Source organism: Pseudomonas sp. MEJ108, assembly GCF_030208985.1.
Taxonomy (GTDB): domain Bacteria; phylum Pseudomonadota; class Gammaproteobacteria; order Pseudomonadales; family Pseudomonadaceae; genus Aquipseudomonas; species Aquipseudomonas fragariae.
Window position 1 is genome coordinate 58,283 of record NZ_JARVSW010000040.1, and the last position, 15,917, is coordinate 74,199.

Below are 15,917 nucleotides of genomic sequence, written 5' to 3' on the forward strand. Positions count from 1 at the left end.
GCTCATTACTAGCAAATTTGTTACATAAAAACCGTTTACAGGCGTGTATTTTAAGGTTGAAGTCGTTTTTCTGTATGACAACCGGCTGACAACTGTTTTTGCGTTAAGCTCACCGTTGTCATATGCGCTGTCTAGACTCGACCTCCTCTTACGGTCGTTATCGGCCACTGCTGCTGTTTCTTCATCTTTCAAGGAATCCAAAGCATGCGTCGCGTGGTATTCAATCAGAAGGGCGGTGTCGGCAAATCGAGCATCGCCTGCAATCTGGCTGCAGTCAGCGCTCACGAAGGCTATCGGACGTTATTGATCGATCTCGATGCCCAGGCCAATTCGACTCAGTACCTCACCGGCCTCACCGGCCAGGACATCCCGATGGGGATCGCCGAGTTCTTCAAGAACACGCTGTCCGGCTCACCGGTCGCCAAGAAGAACCATGTCGATATCTACGAAACACCGTTCGACAACCTGCATGTGGTCACGGCGACTGCAGAGCTTGCTGACCTGCAGCCCAAGCTTGAGGCCAAGCACAAGATCAACAAGCTGCGCAAACTGCTCGACGAGTTGAGCGAAGATTACGAGCGTATTTATCTGGATACGCCTCCCGCGCTGAATTTTTATGCAGTTTCGGCGTTGATCGCGTCCGATCGGGTACTGATCCCTTTCGACTGCGACAGTTTCTCGCGACAGGCGCTGTACGGGCTGATGCGCGAGATCGAGGAACTGAAAGAGGACCACAACGAAGGTCTTCAGGTGGAAGGCATCATCGTCAACCAGTTCCAGCCCAGGGCCAGCCTGCCGCAGCAGATGCTCGACGAACTGATTGCCGAAGGCTTGCCGGTGCTGCCGGTCTACCTCAACGCCTCGGTAAAAATGCGCGAGTCGCATCAGGCCAACCTGCCGCTGATCCACCTCGACCCACGGCACAAACTGACCCAGCAGTTCATGGAACTGCATCACCTGCTCGAGACCAACGCCCATCCGTGATGGGCCACCGCGAGAGCAATCGTCATACGCAAGTCCGCTCTTGATTCTGGCCGAAGGCCGCAGGAGCGACCGGGGCGGCGATCCGCCTTGTTCGCGAAGGCTCGTCATGCAGAAGTCCGCTCTGGATTCTGGCCGAAGGCCGTAGGAGCGACCGGGGCGGCGATCCGCCTTGTTCGCGAAGGCTATATTCCTGACGCAGAAAATCCATCGACTATGACGCCCTCTTCGCGGACAAGTCCGCTCCTACAGGACACCGCAAACTCCCGTAGGAGCGATCGGGTCAGCGATCCGCCTTGTTCGCGAAGGCTCGTCATGCAGAAGTCCGCTCTTGATTCTGGCCGAAGGCCGTAGGAGCGAACTTGTTCGCGAAGGCTATATTCCTGACGCAGAAAATCCATCGACTGTGACGCCCTCTTCGCGGACAAGTCCGCTCCTACAGGGCACCGCAAACACCCGCAGGAGCGACCGGGGCGGCGATCCGCCTTGTTCGCGAAGGCTATATTCCTGACGCATAAAATCCATCGACTATGACGCCCTCTTCGCGGACAAGTCCGCTCCTACAGGGCACCGCAAACTCCCGGTTCGCTCCTAAGCCCTTTGACGGGCGTTCTACCGCGCAACTCTCGCTACGTCAGCGGCCTCAATACATCAGGCGTGAAGCTGCCGTCCTTCATCGAACGGGCCAGGTGTTCGGCATTGTGGCGGGCAGTGTTGGCCAGTTCTTCGGGGATGGTGATGGTCGCGTCCATGTCTGCCCGGACATGCTCCTGCGAGGTGGTCAGCGTATTGCTGCCGGTTGCGCAGCCACACTGCACCTCATGACCCTGCGTGGCGACCGCCACGAGTTCGTCGATGTAGGTGGGGTTGCCCTGGGCGATGAAGCCAATCTCCTTGCAGGCCGGGCACCACACCGGGTCTCCCATGCGCGCTACACGACGCCGCTCGATGACTTCGCTTGCCGATGCGGCCAGCACGAAGCCGCCGGTGGTGGTGAGATCGCCTTCCCTGACTATAAATGACATGGCGCTACTGCCTCTGGGTTACGGAAAACCTCAAGGCTAGGCGCAAACACGGATTCCGATAGCTCCCCTGGCCCTTTAAAGACCGGTCCTACGCAATTACCAGCCGGGCGTTTCGAGCCTGTTGCACGCGCAATGACGCGCTTGGCGAAACGCCCGTTCCTCTATCGTTACTCCAGCCGTAATGATTCGACGCGTTGCTTGATTGATGCCCGACCGCCATCGCTCTTAAGGTGGCCGACGACAGCAAAATCGTGGAGCGATCATGACAACAACAACTTTCCCCGACGCACGCTGGACACGTCGTCGCAGCGAGAAGCAGCGGCGTCTGGAGCAAGTGCGGGCGTTGGCCGACGGTGTGGTGTTGCCGACCGACAACATCGTCGCGGCGCTGGAGGCCTTGCTGGTTTCCGGTGATCGTGTGGTGCTTGAAGGCAACAACCAGAAGCAGGCGGACTTCCTCTCCCGCGCGCTGGCCAAAGTCGATCCGGGCAAGGTGCATGACCTGCACATGATCATGCCGAGCGTCGGCCGCGCCGAGCACCTGGACCTGTTCGAGCAGGGCATTGCGCGCAAGCTGGACTTCTCGTTCGCCGGTACGCAAAGCTTGCGCATCAGTCAGTTGCTGGAAGACGGCCTGCTGGAAATCGGTGCGATCCACACCTACATCGAACTCTATTCACGGCTGGTGGTGGACCTGATCCCCAACGTGGTGCTGGCGGCAGGCTTCATGGCCGACCGCGCCGGGAACATCTACACCGGACCCAGCACCGAAGACACCCCCGCACTCATCGAACCGGCGGCATTCAGCGACGGCATCGTCATTGTCCAGGTCAATCAACTGGTCGATGACGTCAGCGAGCTGCCACGCGTGGACATCCCGGCCTCGTGGGTCGACTTTGTGGTGGTCGCCGACAAGCCGTTCTATATCGAACCGCTGTTCACCCGCGACCCGCGCCATATCAAGCCGGTGCATGTGTTGATGGCGATGATGGCGATTCGCGGCATCTACGAGAAACACAACGTCCAGTCGTTGAACCACGGCATCGGTTTCAATACCGCCGCCATTGAGCTGATTCTGCCGACCTACGGCGAGTCGCTGGGCCTGAAGGGCAAGATCTGCCGCAACTGGACACTCAATCCGCACCCGACGCTGATCCCGGCCATCGAAAGCGGCTGGGTCGAGAGCGTGCATTGTTTCGGCACCGAGCTGGGCATGGAAAATTACATCGCCGCCCGCCCGGACGTGTTCTTCACCGGACGCGACGGCTCGCTGCGTTCCAACCGCCAGCTCTGCCAACTGGCCGGGCAGTACGCGGTGGACCTGTTCATCGGTGCAACCTTGCAGGTCGATGGCGACGGGCATTCCTCGACAGTCACCCGTGGTCGTCTGGCCGGCTTTGGTGGCGCGCCGAACATGGGCCATGACCCACGCGGCCGGCGTCATGCCACGCCCGCCTGGCTCGACATGCGTCAGCAGCACGATGACGGCCCGGCTGCCTACCTGGAGCGCGGCAAGAAACTGGTGGTGCAGATGGTCGAGACGTTCCAGGAGGGTGGCAAACCGACCTTCGTCGAAACCCTGGACGCCGTCGAGGTAGCGAAGAAAAGCGGCATGCCGCTGGCGCCGATCATGATCTACGGCGACGACGTGACCCACCTGCTGACCGAAGAAGGCATCGCCTATCTTTACAAGGCGCGCAGCCTTGAGGAACGCCAGGCGATGATCGCGGCGGTGGCCGGCGTGACCGTGATCGGTTTGCGCCACAACCCCAAGGACACCGCGCGCATGCGCCGTGAAGGGCTGATCGCGTTGCCCGAAGACCTCGGGATCCGCCGCACCGATGCCAGCCGTGAACTGCTGGCCGCCAAGAGCATTGCCGACCTGGTTCAGTGGTCCGGTGGCCTCTACAACCCGCCTGCCAAATTCAGGAGCTGGTAATGAGCGCACTTCAATGGACACCGCACCCTGCTTCGCTGGCCGAGCGACTGGCCGATCTGGCGGTCGACGCCTTGATCGACGAAGCCGACCTGTCACCCAAACCGGCTCTGGTAGACCGGCGTGGCAGCGGTGCGCACACCGATCTGCATCTGGGGCTGATGCATTCCTCGGCGCTGTCGTTGTGGCCGACCTTCAAGTGGATGGCTGACGCCGCCACGCAGTTCGGTGTCGTGGGTCAGCCATTGCGTGAGGCACTGGGCAGGCTGGGCCGTGAAGGCGAAGCCACGATGCTGCGCACCACCAGCGGGGTGAATACGCATCGCGGCGCGATCTGGGCGCTGGGCCTGCTGGTGACCGCTGCCGCGCTGGATGCTCAGGAGTGTGCGCCCGAAGCCGTCTGCGCGCGCGCTGCCGCTCTGGCACGGATCAAGGACCGCCAGGTGCTCACGCAGAACAGCCACGGTGATCAGGTGGTTCGTCGTTACGGCGTCATGGGTGCCAGGGAGCAGGCGCAGCAAGGGTTCCCGGCGGTCAGGCTGTTCGCCTTGCCGCAACTGCAACGTAGCCGTGCGGCAGGCAGCGGCGAGCAGAACGCCCGGCTGGACGCGCTGTTGGCGATCATGACTACGCTGGACGACACCTGCGTGCTGCATCGCGCCGGCATCGAAGGGCTGAATGCCATGCAGCAAGGCGCGCAGCGCGTGCTGGACGCTGGAGGCAGCGCCAGTCTGGCCGGCCGCCGTGCACTGAACGCGCTGGATCAGCACCTGCTGGCCCTCAATGCTTCGCCCGGTGGCGCGGCGGATCTGCTGGCTGGCTGCCTGTTCATCGATGGCCTTGAGCCTGCGCTCGGCCTTGTTTCGAGGAGTGCCTGAAATGGAAACCCTGTCTTTTGAATTTCCTGCCGGACAGCCGCCCAAGGGCCGTGCGCTGGTGGGTGTGGTGGGCTCCGGTGATCTGGAAGTGCTGCTGGAGCCCGGTAAGCCGGGCACCTTGTCGATTCAGGTGGTGACGTCGGTCAACGGTGCCGCGCTGCGCTGGCAGCATCTGTTCGAACGCATGTTCGACGGCCAGACCCCGCCTGCGCTGAGCATCGATATTCATGACTTCGGCGCGACGCCCGGCGTTGTGCGTCTGCGCCTGGAGCAAGGCTTCGAGGAGATCGGTCATGACTGATAACGCACGGTTGCTGAATCAGCACAGTTTCATCGAACTGGGTGCCCGACAGCGCGCCCGTGCCTTGCTGGATGCCGGCAGTTTCCGCGAACTGCTCGGTCCGTTCGATCGGGTCATGTCGCCGTGGCTGGCCATGCAGGGCGTGGTGCCTCAGGCGGATGATGGCGTGGTGGTCGCTAAAGGCACTGTCGATGGTCGGCCAGTGGTCATCGCCGCCATCGAAGGTTCTTTTCAGGGTGGCAGCATGGGCGAAGTCGGCGGTGCGAAGATGGCCGGTGCGCTGGAACTGGCCGCCGAAGACAACCGCAACGGCATTCCTACCGCCGCGATCGTGCTGCTGGAAACCGGTGGCGTGCGTTTGCAGGAAGCCAATCTGGGCCTGGCCGCGATTGCCGAAATTCATGCCGCGATAGTCGACCTGCGTCAGTACCAGCCGGTGATCGGTGTGTTGGCAGGCAGCGTCGGCTGCTTTGGCGGGATGTCCATCGCCGCAGGGCTGTGCAGTTACCTGCTGGTGACTCAGGAAGCACGTCTGGGCCTGAACGGTCCGCAGGTGATCGAGCAGGAAGCCGGCATCGAAGAATACGACTCCCGCGACCGTCCGTTCATCTGGAGCCTGACCGGTGGCGAGCAACGCTTTGCCAGCGCTCTGGTGGATGGTTTTGCTGCCGATGATGTCGCCGATGTGCGCCAGCAGGTCAGCGGCTGGCTCAAGCAGGGCGTGCCCGACACGCATCGCAGCAGTCAGTACCCACTGTTCCTGCAACGCTTGGCCAGCCTCGACACTGAACCGCAAATCGATCCGCAAAGCGTGCGCACCCTCTATCAAGGAGCCCGGTCATGAGTCATTCACAACGGGGTTTGAACTGGTTCAACGCCTTGAGCGCAGGTGCCCGTGAAGTCACTGGCCTGCCTGCCTCACTCAAGGTGGCGGATGGCGTACTGGGCGAACAGCCGGTGCGCTTTCTGGCCGTGATTGCCGATACCGACAACCGCTTTCCCCGGGCGCGTCAGGGCGAAGTCGGCCTGCTGGAAGGCTGGGGCCTGGCCAAAGCGGTGGACGAGGCTATCGAGCAGGATCGCGACCGCGCCGAAAAGCGCGCACTGATTGCCATCGTCGACGTCCCGAGCCAGGCCTACGGGCGTCGCGAGGAAGCGCTCGGTATCCATCAGGCACTGGCCGGGGCTGTGGACAGTTATGCGCGAGCACGTCTGGCCGGGCATCCGGTGATCGGCCTGTTGGTCGGCAAAGCGATGTCCGGCGCATTTCTGGCCCACGGCTATCAGGCCAATCGATTGATCGCGCTGCGTGATCCCGGCGTGATGGTGCATGCGATGGGCAAGGCCTCGGCAGCCCGCGTAACCCTGCGCAGCGTCGAGGATCTGGAAAAGCTCGCCGCCAGCATTCCGCCGATGGCTTACGACATTGACAGCTACGCCAGCCTCGGCCTGCTGTGGGAAACCCTGACGGTCAAGCAGATCGAACAGCCCGCTGCGGATGACCTGGTTCAGGTGCGCAACGTGCTGAGCAGTGCGATCAAGGACGTACAGGCCCGCGGCGTCGATCTGAGCAGCCGCCTCGGCGCGAGCAACCGTGCGGCGTCGGTCAATGTGCGCCAGTTGCTGCGGGCGCAATGGTGATCAGCAACACGGGTGCAGTGCTGCCCCATGATTTGTTGTGGGGCATGCCGCTGACTGCGTTGCCGGACGATGCGCCCCAATGGGCGGTCGAGGCCGTGCTGGCCGGGCAACCGGTGGTGGTTCGGCGCCAGGCAATGCCCGCCGGGCAGGTGGCGGTGGGCTTGCGCGGTCGCGGTCGGGAGCAGCGCTATGCCGCGAGTATGCCGTTGGCCGACGTCTGCCGAAGGGTCATGCCCGAGCAGTTGATCGACGCCCCGACCGAGATTCATCAGCAATGGCCGGCGTTGCAGGCGTTGCGCCAGATCCGTCCGGTCATGGAGGCGCTGGAGCTGGACTGGGGCGTCGGCGGCAGTGCCGGATTCGAGCTGGCCAGCGGTATTGCGGCGTTGCATCAGGACAGCGATCTGGACCTGATTCTGCGCACCCCCGGACGCTTGAATCGCCGCTGTGCCGCCGAGCTGGTCGAAGCGCTGGAAACCTCGGTCTGTCGGGTCGACGTCCAGCTGCAACTTGAGTCTGGTGCCGTGGCGCTGCGTGAGTGGGCGCGGCCAACGGGGCGGGTGCTGCTCAAGACCGCCACCGGCGCGCGGCTGGTTGCAGACCCGTGGCACCTGCGTCAGGTGTGCGCATGAGCAGCCTGTGGGTATTTCCCGGTCAGGGCGCGCAGCAAGCCGGCATGCTGCATCAGTTACCGGACGATGCCGTGGTGCGCGACTGCCTGCAGGAAGCCGCCGATGCGCTGGGTGAAGACGTGCTGGCGCTGGACACCGCCGAGGCACTGCAAGCCACGCGTGCCGTTCAGCTTTGCCTGCTGATCGCTGGCGTCGCATGCGCACGGGTGCTGCAGGCGCGTGATTGTGTGCCGGACTACCTGGCCGGGCTGTCCATCGGTGCTTATCCGGCAGCGGTGGTTTCGGGGGCGCTGGCCTTTGACGACGCCGTGCGCCTGGTCGCGTTGCGTGGCGAGCTGATGCAAAGCGCCTGGCCGCAGGGTTACGGCATGACCGCGCTCATCGGCCTGGACCAGACGCAGGTAGAAGCGCTGATCGGGCAGGTACACAGCGCGAATACACCGGTATTTCTCGCCAATATCAACGCCGACAACCAGATGGTGATCTCCGGCAGTGCCGAGGCGATGCATCAGGTCGGTCAGTTGGCCAAGGCTGCCGGAGCGGCAGCGGTCAAGCGTCTTGCGGTCAGCGTGCCGTCCCATTGCGCCTTGCTGGACGCTCCCGCGCAACAACTGGCCGAGGCCTTTTCAAGGGTCGCGCTGCAGGCACCCACGCTACGTTACCTCAGCGGCAGCACGGCGCGGCCGGTGCTGAGTGCCGAGAAGCTGCGTGACGACCTGGCCTTCAACATGTGCCGGGTCATCGACTGGCGCAGCACCGTGGAAACCGCCTGGGAGCGGGGCGTGCGCCTGCACATCGAATTGCCGCCCGGCAGTGTGCTGACCGGGCTGGCACGCAAAGTATTCCAGCAGGGCAGCGCGCTGGCTTTTCAGGCTGCGCGCCTGGACAGCCTGGTCGCGCTGTCGCGCGAGGAGGGTCGCCGCACCCCATAGAGCCGCCGTGCAGCTGCTACGAAGGACAAAAACAACAACTTCAGCAATGCAAACAGAGGAATAACAACAATGATTATCTACGGTGTTGCACTACTGGCCATCTGCACGCTTGCGGGCGTGATTCTCGGCGACATGCTCGGCGTTCTGCTGGGCGTGAAATCCAATGTGGGCGGGGTCGGGATCGCCATGATCCTGTTGATCTGCGCGCGCCTGTGGATGGAAAAACACGGCGGCATGAGCAAGGACTGCGAAATGGGCGTGGGTTTCTGGGGCGCGCTGTACATCCCGGTGGTGGTGGCGATGGCTGCGCAACAGAATGTCGTCACCGCGCTCAAAGGCGGGCCTGTTGCCGTTTTGGCCGCCGTCGGTTCGGTGGTGTTGTGTGCCTGCACCATTGCTTTGATCAGCCGTACCAACCGGGGCGAGCCATTGCCCAAGGAAGAGCCGCTGCTGACGCCTGAAATCGCCCCGGCCGGAGGTCGCTGATATGTGGGACCTCATCGAAAAGGGACTTGAACACAACGGCCTGATCACCGCCTTCGCCTTCGTCGGCATCATCATGTGGGTCTCGGTAGTGCTTTCCAGGCGCCTGACGTTCGGCCGGGTGCATGGTTCGGCCATTGCGATTGTCATCGGGCTGATTCTGGCCTGGGTCGGCGGCACCTTGACCGGCGGCCAGAAAGGGCTGGCCGATATCACGCTGTTCTCCGGCATCGGCCTGATGGGCGGGGCGATGCTGCGTGACTTTGCCATCGTGGCCACCGCCTTCGAAGTGCAGGCCACCGAAGCGCGCAAGGCCGGGCTGATCGGGGTAATCGCCTTGCTACTGGGCACGATTCTGCCGTTTATCGTCGGCGCGAGCATTGCCTGGATGTTCGGCTATCGCGATGCAATCAGCATGACCACCATCGGTGCAGGGGCGGTGACCTACATTGTCGGCCCAGTGACCGGTGCTGCGCTGGGTGCCACCTCCGATGTAATGGCGCTGTCGATTGCCACCGGCCTGATCAAGGCGATTCTGGTGATGGTCGGCACGCCGATGGCGGCGCGCTGGATGGGGCTGGACAATCCGCGCTCGGCGATGGTTTTCGGTGGTCTGGCGGGGACTGTCAGCGGCGTTACCGCAGGGCTGGCGGCAACCGACCGGCGTCTGGTGCCCTACGGCGCGCTGACCGCCACGTTCCACACCGGTCTCGGCTGTCTGCTCGGGCCATCGGTGCTGTACTTCATCGTGCGCGCCATCGTCGGCTAGGCTCTGTACTAAAAGTGGCTGCGCTCGGTGATGCTTCGTTAAAAACAGGCTCGGATGCGAGTCCAATCGGAATGCTCATTTACAACACGTAGAGTCCGTTCCTCGCCTGTTTTTGCCTCGCCTGACCTTCGCTCGCCGACTTTTCGTACAGAGCCTAGGTCAGGTGGTCTGTTCCAGCAGCCGGTGGGTGTACATCCGGCACTCGGCCAACAGCGCGAGCAGGTTGGGATCGCGCTGCTTGGACTTGAGAAAAACAATGCCGATGTGTTGCTGCATCCGGTAGCGGCTCTGCAACGGGATCAGGCGCACGCGGTTTTCATAGACCGCGGCGATTCTTCCCGGCAGCAGTGCATAGCCGACGCCGGAGCTGACCATGCTCAGCAGGGTGAAGATGTCATTGACCTGCATCGCCACCTTGGGCTCGAAACCGGCCTGCTGGAACACCCGGATCCCATCGCGGTGCGTGGCGAAGCCTTGGGTCAGGGTGATGAACGTCGCTTCGCGCAGGTCGCTCAGGTCCACTTCAGGGTGTTCGGCGAACGGTGAGTCGGTGGGGACGGCGAGAAAGATGTCGTCGGAAAACAGCGCCAGATGCTCGCAGTCCGGGTCATGGGTGCTTTCATCCAGCGACACCAGCATCGCATCGACTTCCATGTTCTTGAGCTTGTAGAGCAGGTCCATGTTCGAGCCCAGAATCAGGTCGATATTCAGCTCGCTACGGCGGATCTTCAGGCCCATGATCAGCTGCGGCACCGTCTTGACGGTCAGCGAGTACAACGCCCCCAGCCTGAACCGCGCCGCCGAGAAGCCTGCTGCCTGACGGGTCAGTTCCACCGTGGCGAGCACATCCTGGACCAGTTTCTGTGCACGTTCTTCCAGCACATACGCGCTTTCCAGCGGCGTCAGGTTGCGTCCCTCGTGCTTGAACAACGGGCAACGCAGCGCGCTTTCCAGCGAATGAATGGCGCGGTGCACGCTGACGTTACTGGTCTGCAACTCCTCCGCCGCCCGCGCCAGATTGCCGGTGCGCATGAAGGCCAGGAATATTTCCAGTTTCTTGAGCGTCAGTTCGTCATCGATCTGCATGTCGTGGCGCTTATGGTTGAGGTGCGCTGATTGTGCCCTGTAATGACAGATACGTTGCTCTTTGTTTCAATAACCGGGAGCGTCTGTCATCAGTATTTTCTCTAGGCGAGGGCAATAAGCGGATGTACTACGGAGAAAAATTCAACGCCTGGTCGCACCTGGTTGGCGCCGTACTGGCGGCCGTCGGTGCGATCTGGCTATTGGTCATGGCCAGCCTGCATGGCGATGTCTGGAAAGTGGTCAGCATGGCCATCTATGGTGTGTGTCTGGTGACGCTGTACAGCGTCTCGACGGTCTACCACAGCGTCAAGGGACGCTCGAAATCGATCATGCAGAAGGTCGACCACTTTTCGATCTACCTGATGATTGCCGGCAGCTACACCCCGTTCTGTCTCGTGACATTGCGCGGCGCGTGGGGCTGGACCCTGTTCGGCATTGTCTGGGGGCTGGCGCTGATCGGCATCCTGCAAGAGATAAAACCGCGCTCCGAAGCGCGAATCATGTCCATCGTGATTTACGCGGTGATGGGCTGGATCGTGCTGGTGGCCGTCAAGCCACTGCTGGCTGCGCTCGGTGTATCGGGTTTCATCTGGCTGGCCGGAGGCGGCGTGCTGTACACCGTCGGCATCCTGTTCTTCGCCTACGACCAGATCCGCCACTTTCACGGCATCTGGCACCTGTTCGTCATTGCCGGCAGTTTGATGCACTTTGTGGCGATCTGTTTTTATGTGCTGTGAAAGTGGCCAGGTTCAGGCCTCAATGGCTGTGTAAATGCAAATCCTTGTGGGAGCGAGCCGGTGTCTGACTCTGAGCGTGCAGCGCTTTTGAGGACGCATCAAATGATCAAAAATCGCCCCACAACTGCTGCGCCACGCTGAGCGCGACCACGGGAGCGGTTTCAGTGCGCAGCACGCGCGGGCCGAGGCGTGCGGCGTGGAAGCCGGCTTCTTGCGCCTGAGCGACTTCCGCATCGTTCAGACCGCCTTCCGGACCAATCAGAAAAGCCAGGCTGGCGGGCTTGTCGTGGCTGGTCAGGGGTTCGGCCACCGGGTGCAGGACCAGTTTCAGGTCGGCCTCGGTGTGCTTGATCCACTCGGCCAGCGGCATCGGCGCATGAATCACTGGCACCACGGAGCGGCCACATTGCTCACAGGCGCTAATTGCGATCTGCTGCCAGTGCGCCTGGCGCTTCTCGGCACGTTCGTCCTTGAGGCGCACCTCGCAGCGTTCGCTGACAATTGGCGTAATTTCGCTGACGCCCAGCTCGGTGGCTTTTTGAATGGCCCAGTCCATCCGCTCGCCGCGCGACAGGCCTTGACCGAGATGAATGCGCAGGCCTGACTCCACCTGCCCCGCGAAGCTTTCGGTGAGCTGCACATGCACGCGCTTCTTGCCGACTTCCAGCAACGTGCCGCGAAACTCCTGGCCCGACCCGTCGAACAGTTGCAGCGCGTCACCTTCGGTCATGCGCAGCACGCGGCTGATGTAATGCGCCTGGGCCTCAGGCAGTTCATGCTCGCCCAGACTCAGCGGCGTTTCAGTAAAAAAGCGCGACAGTCTCATGGTGTGTCTCGGTTCCGGTGTTCATTCTGTGAGGGTGTCGTCACCCGGCTCGCTCCCGCATGTGCAGCCAGGCCCCTGTAGGAGCGGACTTGTCCGCGAAGGCGTCAGTCATGACGCCGCAATTTCAGCCCTTAACCCGGATCGCGAAAGTCCGGATGAAAGTTCTCGCGCACGGCAACACTGACACTGCTGCGCGTCGCGATATCAATGCCTTCGCTGGCTACCTCGGCGAGGAAGTCGATCTGCTCCGGCGTAATCACGTACGGCGGCAGGAAATACACCACACTGCCCAGCGGGCGCAGCAGTGCGCCACGTTCCAGCGCATGCTGGAAGACCTTCATGCCGCGGCGTTCCTGCCACGGGTAGGCGGTCTTGGTCGCCTTGTCCTGAACCATTTCGATGGCGATGGCCATGCCGGTCTGACGCACTTCCGCGACGTGCGGGTGATCGACCAGATGCGCAGTGGCCGTCGCCATGCGTTGCGCCAGGGCCTTGTTGTTCTCGATGACGTTGTCCTGCTCGAAGATATCCAGGGTCGCCAGCGCCGCCGCACAGGCCAGCGGGTTACCGGTGTAACTGTGCGAGTGCAGAAACGCACGCAGGGTCGGGTAGTCGTCGTAGAACGCGTCGTACACATCGTCGGTGGTCAGGCAGGCGGCCAGCGGCAGGTAGCCACCGGTCAGCGCCTTGGACAGGCACAGGAAGTCCGGACGAATGCCGGCCTGTTCGCAGGCGAACATGGTCCCGGTACGGCCGAAACCGACAGCGATTTCGTCGTGGATCAGGTGTACGCCATAGCGGTCGCAGGCGTCGCGCAGCAGCTTGAGGTAGATCGGGTGATACATGCGCATGCCGCCCGCGCCCTGGATCAGCGGCTCGACGATCACCGCTGCAACGCTGGCGTGGTGCTCGGCGAGGGTCTGCTCCATGGCGGCGAACATGTTGCGCGAATGCTCTTCCCAGCTCATGCCGTCCGGGCGGTGGTAGCAATCGGGGCTCGGCACCTTGATGGTGTCGAGCAGCAGCGCCTTGTAGGTTTCGGTGAACAGCGGCACGTCACCGACTGACATCGCCGCCATGGTCTCGCCGTGGTAGCTGTTGGTCAGGGTGACGAAGCGTTTCTTGTCCGGCTGGCCGCGATTGAGCCAGTAGTGGAAGCTCATTTTCAGCGCGACTTCGATGCACGACGAGCCGTTATCGGCGTAGAAGCAGCGGGTCAGGCCGTCAGGCGTGAGTTTGACCAGCCGTTCGGACAGCTCGATCACCGGCTGATGGCTGAAACCGGCGAGGATCACGTGCTCCAGCTGGTCAACCTGATCCTTGATGCGCTGATTGATGCGCGGGTTGGCGTGTCCGAAAACGTTGACCCACCAGGAGCTGACAGCGTCCAGATAACGCTTGCCCTCGAAGTCTTCAAGCCATACGCCTTCACCACGCTTGATCGGTATCAACGGCAGATTTTCGTGGTCTTTCATCTGGGTGCAGGGGTGCCACAGGACCTTCAGGTCACGTTGCATCCACTGGTCATTGAGGCCCATTTTCAATCTCCGGGTAGCGACTCGCCTGATGCGAGGACGAACAATCGCGCAAGCCTATGCAATGCCCGGCTGCGGAACAACCTTTGATGCAGTTTTAACGGCCGATGGACATTGCTGGCGGCTATTTGATGGCTCGCGTATCCTGCGCAGCGAGTCGATGTGTCGGGCTGACTTGCCCTATCTTCCCTATGTTTTCTGGAGTTCGCCGAATGCTTTCTGGTTGGCTGCGCGCCTGTGCGCTGATAGTGGCAGGGTTGGTCAGCGTTTCGACGCTCGCCGATGAAAAACAACGAACCGCCATTGTCGTCGGTGGTGGTCTGGCAGGTTTGACTGCTGCCTATGAACTGCAGGCCAAAGGCTGGCAGGTGACGCTGCTGGAAGCCAAGCCGAGCCTGGGCGGACGCTCCGGTCTGGCGACCAGCGAGTGGATCGGCAACACCAAGGCTCAGCCTGTGCTGAACCGCTACCTGGACAGCTTCAAGCTGCCTACTGTGCCTGCGCCTGAATTCGTGCGCACGCCCAGCTACCTGATCGACGGGGTGTACTTCACCCAGGCTGACCTGGCCGTCAAACAGCCGGCGACCGCCGAAGCCATCAAGCGCTACAACGACACGCTGGATAACCTCGCGCGTTCGGTGGACGACCCGGAAAACCCGGCGTCCAACAGCACGCTGTTTGCGCTGGACCAGATCAACGTCGCCAACTGGCTGGACCGCCTGAACCTGCCTGTCACGGCGCGTCAGTTGATCAATCAGCAGATCCGTACCCGCTACGACGAGCCTTCGCGCCTGTCGCTGCTGTACCTCGCCCAGCAATCGCGGGTGTATCGCTCGGTCGACGAGCGTGACTTGCGTGCTGCACGTCTGCCCGGTGGCAGCGCGGTGCTGACCCAGGCGTTCGTCAAGCAACTCAAGACCGTCAAGACCAACTCGCCGGTGACGGCAGTCATTCAGGAAAAGGACAAGGTCACCGTCAAGGCTGGCGCGACCAGCTACACAGCCGACTACGCAGTCATGGCCGTGCCGTTGCGTTCGCTGGGCAAGATCCAGATGACGCCTGCACTGGACGCGCAGCACATGGGCGCGATCAAGAGCACCAACTACGGCTGGCGCGACCAGATCATGCTCAAGTTCAAGACCCCAGTCTGGGACAGCAAGGCGCGCATGTCCGGTGAAGTGTTCAGTAACACCGGTCTGGGCATGTTGTGGGTAGAGCCGGCGCTTAAAGGTGGCGCCAACGTGGTGATCAACCTGTCGGGCGACAACGCGCGCATCATGCAGGCCTTCGGTGACAAGCAGATGGTCGATCAGGTGTTGATCCGTCTGCATGCGTTCTACCCTGAAGCTCGCGGTGCGTACACCGGCTATGAAATCCGCCGCTACAGCGTCGATCCCTCCACTGGCGGTTCTTACCTGGCGTTCGGCCCCGGTCAGATCAGCAAGTACTGGCGTCTGTGGGAGCGGCCGATTCTGCGCGTAGCCTTTGCTGGCGAGCACACCGACACCTTGTACCCCGGCACCCTGGAAGGCGCCCTGCGCAGTGGTCAGCGTGCAGCCGGTCAGGTGCAGGATCTGGCCGCTGGCAAGTCGTTCGAACCGGTCAAGGTTGCGCCGCCGAAAGCTCCGGCCCCGGCTGCGCAGAAATCCGAAGGCAATTTCTTCAGCAATCTGTTCGGCGGTTCCTCCGACAAGCCGGCCGAACCTGCCAAGCCGCAGGCTGACAAGCCAGGCTTCTTCTCGCGCATATTCGGCGGTGGTGAGCAACCGGCGCCGGCACCTGCTCCGGTTGAGAAAGCGGTAGAGCCGGCTCCAGCGCCTGCACCGGCTGCCGCTCCGGCACCCGTGGTTGCGCCGGTTGTTCAGCCTGCCAAACCGCCGGTAAAAGCCGAGCCAGCGAAGAAGCCAGCGACCAAGGCTGAGCCTGCGAAGAAAGTGCAGAGCAAGGAAGCGGCCAGGAAAGAAGCGGCTAAAAAAGAGGCTGCGAAGAAGGAAGCGGCCAAAAAAGAGGCCGCGAAAAAGGCTCAGAGCAAACCGGCTCCAGCCAAGACCCCTGCTGACGCAGCGCCTGCAGACGCCAACAACTGACCAGCCGATGGCTGACTGAAAGGGATGCGGTTCATACCGCATCCCTTTTTTTATGCACGCTCGATTCG

16 protein-coding genes are annotated in these 15,917 nt (G+C 62.1%); 12 read left to right on the plus strand and 4 right to left on the minus strand.

Annotated elements, in window-relative coordinates:
• Positions 1–204 precede the first annotated feature (204 nt).
• Entirely contained in the window at positions 205–984 is a 780-nt protein-coding gene (locus tag QRN50_RS17690; protein ID WP_011266403.1) for a ParA family protein, read from the plus strand.
• A 626-nt stretch (positions 985–1,610) separates the two neighbouring features.
• Here the strand turns inward: QRN50_RS17690 and QRN50_RS17695 are convergent.
• Positions 1,611–2,006 (minus strand): PAAR domain-containing protein, encoded by a 396-nt coding sequence (locus QRN50_RS17695; RefSeq protein ID WP_024660832.1) that lies wholly within the window; start codon positions 2,004–2,006, stop codon positions 1,611–1,613.
• A 262-nt stretch (positions 2,007–2,268) separates the two neighbouring features.
• Between QRN50_RS17695 and mdcA the strand changes: the two genes are divergently transcribed.
• The 9 genes from mdcA to madM all read left to right on the plus strand — a co-directional run bounded on the left by mdcA (position 2,269) and on the right by madM (position 9,578).
• Positions 2,269–3,945, plus strand: coding sequence for a malonate decarboxylase subunit alpha (gene mdcA, locus QRN50_RS17700; protein WP_096127302.1), 1,677 nt, complete (start codon positions 2,269–2,271; stop codon positions 3,943–3,945).
• Positions 3,945–4,820: a triphosphoribosyl-dephospho-CoA synthase gene (locus QRN50_RS17705; RefSeq protein WP_096127301.1), complete on the plus strand. Its 876-nt coding sequence runs from the start codon at positions 3,945–3,947 to the stop codon at positions 4,818–4,820. Before mdcA ends, QRN50_RS17705 begins: the two co-directional genes overlap by 1 nt.
• Before the next feature lies 1 nt (position 4,821).
• The gene (locus QRN50_RS17710; RefSeq protein ID WP_003346322.1) at positions 4,822–5,121 is read left to right on the plus strand and encodes a malonate decarboxylase subunit delta; all 300 of its coding nucleotides are present in this window, start codon (positions 4,822–4,824) and stop codon (positions 5,119–5,121) included.
• Positions 5,114–5,965 carry a biotin-independent malonate decarboxylase subunit beta gene (locus tag QRN50_RS17715; RefSeq protein ID WP_024640821.1) on the plus strand — a complete coding sequence of 284 codons (852 nt, stop codon included), beginning with the start codon at positions 5,114–5,116 and terminating at the stop codon, positions 5,963–5,965. The genes QRN50_RS17710 and QRN50_RS17715 overlap by 8 nt, the downstream gene beginning before the upstream one ends.
• Positions 5,962–6,762, plus strand: coding sequence for a biotin-independent malonate decarboxylase subunit gamma (gene mdcE, locus QRN50_RS17720; protein WP_003402951.1), 801 nt, complete (start codon positions 5,962–5,964; stop codon positions 6,760–6,762). Before QRN50_RS17715 ends, mdcE begins: the two co-directional genes overlap by 4 nt.
• Positions 6,756–7,394 (plus strand): malonate decarboxylase holo-ACP synthase, encoded by a 639-nt coding sequence (locus tag QRN50_RS17725; protein WP_024660831.1) that lies wholly within the window; start codon positions 6,756–6,758, stop codon positions 7,392–7,394. Before mdcE ends, QRN50_RS17725 begins: the two co-directional genes overlap by 7 nt.
• Entirely contained in the window at positions 7,391–8,326 is a 936-nt protein-coding gene (gene mdcH, locus QRN50_RS17730; RefSeq protein ID WP_024660830.1) for a malonate decarboxylase subunit epsilon, read from the plus strand. Before QRN50_RS17725 ends, mdcH begins: the two co-directional genes overlap by 4 nt.
• Positions 8,327–8,395: 69 nt before the next feature.
• Positions 8,396–8,812: a malonate transporter subunit MadL gene (madL, locus tag QRN50_RS17735; RefSeq protein WP_003402948.1), complete on the plus strand. Its 417-nt coding sequence runs from the start codon at positions 8,396–8,398 to the stop codon at positions 8,810–8,812.
• 1 nt (position 8,813) lies between these two features.
• Positions 8,814–9,578, plus strand: a complete 765-nt coding sequence (gene madM / locus QRN50_RS17740) for a malonate transporter subunit MadM (protein ID WP_003402947.1) — start codon at positions 8,814–8,816, stop codon at positions 9,576–9,578.
• A 159-nt stretch (positions 9,579–9,737) separates the two neighbouring features.
• On the opposite strand, the gene QRN50_RS17745 is transcribed toward madM, so the two are convergent.
• A complete protein-coding gene (locus QRN50_RS17745) occupies positions 9,738–10,664 on the minus strand; it encodes a LysR family transcriptional regulator (protein ID WP_024660828.1) in 927 nt (308 codons plus the stop codon).
• Positions 10,665–10,786: 122 nt separating this feature from the next.
• Here QRN50_RS17745 and trhA point away from each other — a divergent pair, with 122 nt between their 5' ends.
• Positions 10,787–11,401 carry a PAQR family membrane homeostasis protein TrhA gene (gene trhA / locus QRN50_RS17750; protein ID WP_011266412.1) on the plus strand — a complete coding sequence of 205 codons (615 nt, stop codon included), beginning with the start codon at positions 10,787–10,789 and terminating at the stop codon, positions 11,399–11,401.
• A gap of 106 nt (positions 11,402–11,507) precedes the next feature.
• Here the strand turns inward: trhA and QRN50_RS17755 are convergent, their stop codons facing one another.
• Positions 11,508–12,227 carry a 16S rRNA (uracil(1498)-N(3))-methyltransferase gene (locus QRN50_RS17755; RefSeq protein ID WP_096127022.1) on the minus strand — a complete coding sequence of 240 codons (720 nt, stop codon included), beginning with the start codon at positions 12,225–12,227 and terminating at the stop codon, positions 11,508–11,510.
• Positions 12,228–12,358: 131 nt separating this feature from the next.
• Positions 12,359–13,765 (minus strand): adenosylmethionine--8-amino-7-oxononanoate transaminase, encoded by a 1,407-nt coding sequence (locus QRN50_RS17760; protein WP_003402943.1) that lies wholly within the window; start codon positions 13,763–13,765, stop codon positions 12,359–12,361.
• Positions 13,766–13,974: 209 nt separating this feature from the next.
• Between QRN50_RS17760 and QRN50_RS17765 the strand changes: the two genes are divergently transcribed.
• Positions 13,975–15,849: a flavin monoamine oxidase family protein gene (locus QRN50_RS17765; RefSeq protein WP_032655109.1), complete on the plus strand. Its 1,875-nt coding sequence runs from the start codon at positions 13,975–13,977 to the stop codon at positions 15,847–15,849.
• Positions 15,850–15,917: the final 68 nt, after the last annotated feature.

Bases quoted from the DNA above. Each gene is read 5' to 3' on its own strand.
- QRN50_RS17745 (WP_024660828.1), bottom strand. From the start codon at position 10,664: ATGCAGATCGATGACGAACTGACGCTCAAGAAACTGGAAATATTCCTG.
- QRN50_RS17695 (WP_024660832.1), bottom strand. From the start codon at position 2,006: ATGTCATTTATAGTCAGGGAAGGCGATCTCACCACCACCGGCGGCTTC.
- mdcA (WP_096127302.1), top strand. From the start codon at position 2,269: ATGACAACAACAACTTTCCCCGACGCACGCTGGACACGTCGTCGCAGC.
- trhA (WP_011266412.1), top strand. From the start codon at position 10,787: ATGTACTACGGAGAAAAATTCAACGCCTGGTCGCACCTGGTTGGCGCC.
- mdcH (WP_024660830.1), top strand. From the start codon at position 7,391: ATGAGCAGCCTGTGGGTATTTCCCGGTCAGGGCGCGCAGCAAGCCGGC.
- mdcE (WP_003402951.1), top strand. From the start codon at position 5,962: ATGAGTCATTCACAACGGGGTTTGAACTGGTTCAACGCCTTGAGCGCA.
- madL (WP_003402948.1), top strand. From the start codon at position 8,396: ATGATTATCTACGGTGTTGCACTACTGGCCATCTGCACGCTTGCGGGC.
- madM (WP_003402947.1), top strand. From the start codon at position 8,814: ATGTGGGACCTCATCGAAAAGGGACTTGAACACAACGGCCTGATCACC.
- QRN50_RS17705 (WP_096127301.1), top strand. From the start codon at position 3,945: ATGAGCGCACTTCAATGGACACCGCACCCTGCTTCGCTGGCCGAGCGA.
- QRN50_RS17715 (WP_024640821.1), top strand. From the start codon at position 5,114: ATGACTGATAACGCACGGTTGCTGAATCAGCACAGTTTCATCGAACTG.
- QRN50_RS17760 (WP_003402943.1), bottom strand. From the start codon at position 13,765: ATGGGCCTCAATGACCAGTGGATGCAACGTGACCTGAAGGTCCTGTGG.
- QRN50_RS17710 (WP_003346322.1), top strand. From the start codon at position 4,822: ATGGAAACCCTGTCTTTTGAATTTCCTGCCGGACAGCCGCCCAAGGGC.
- QRN50_RS17765 (WP_032655109.1), top strand. From the start codon at position 13,975: ATGCTTTCTGGTTGGCTGCGCGCCTGTGCGCTGATAGTGGCAGGGTTG.
- QRN50_RS17690 (WP_011266403.1), top strand. From the start codon at position 205: ATGCGTCGCGTGGTATTCAATCAGAAGGGCGGTGTCGGCAAATCGAGC.
- QRN50_RS17725 (WP_024660831.1), top strand. From the start codon at position 6,756: ATGGTGATCAGCAACACGGGTGCAGTGCTGCCCCATGATTTGTTGTGG.
- QRN50_RS17755 (WP_096127022.1), bottom strand. From the start codon at position 12,227: ATGAGACTGTCGCGCTTTTTTACTGAAACGCCGCTGAGTCTGGGCGAG.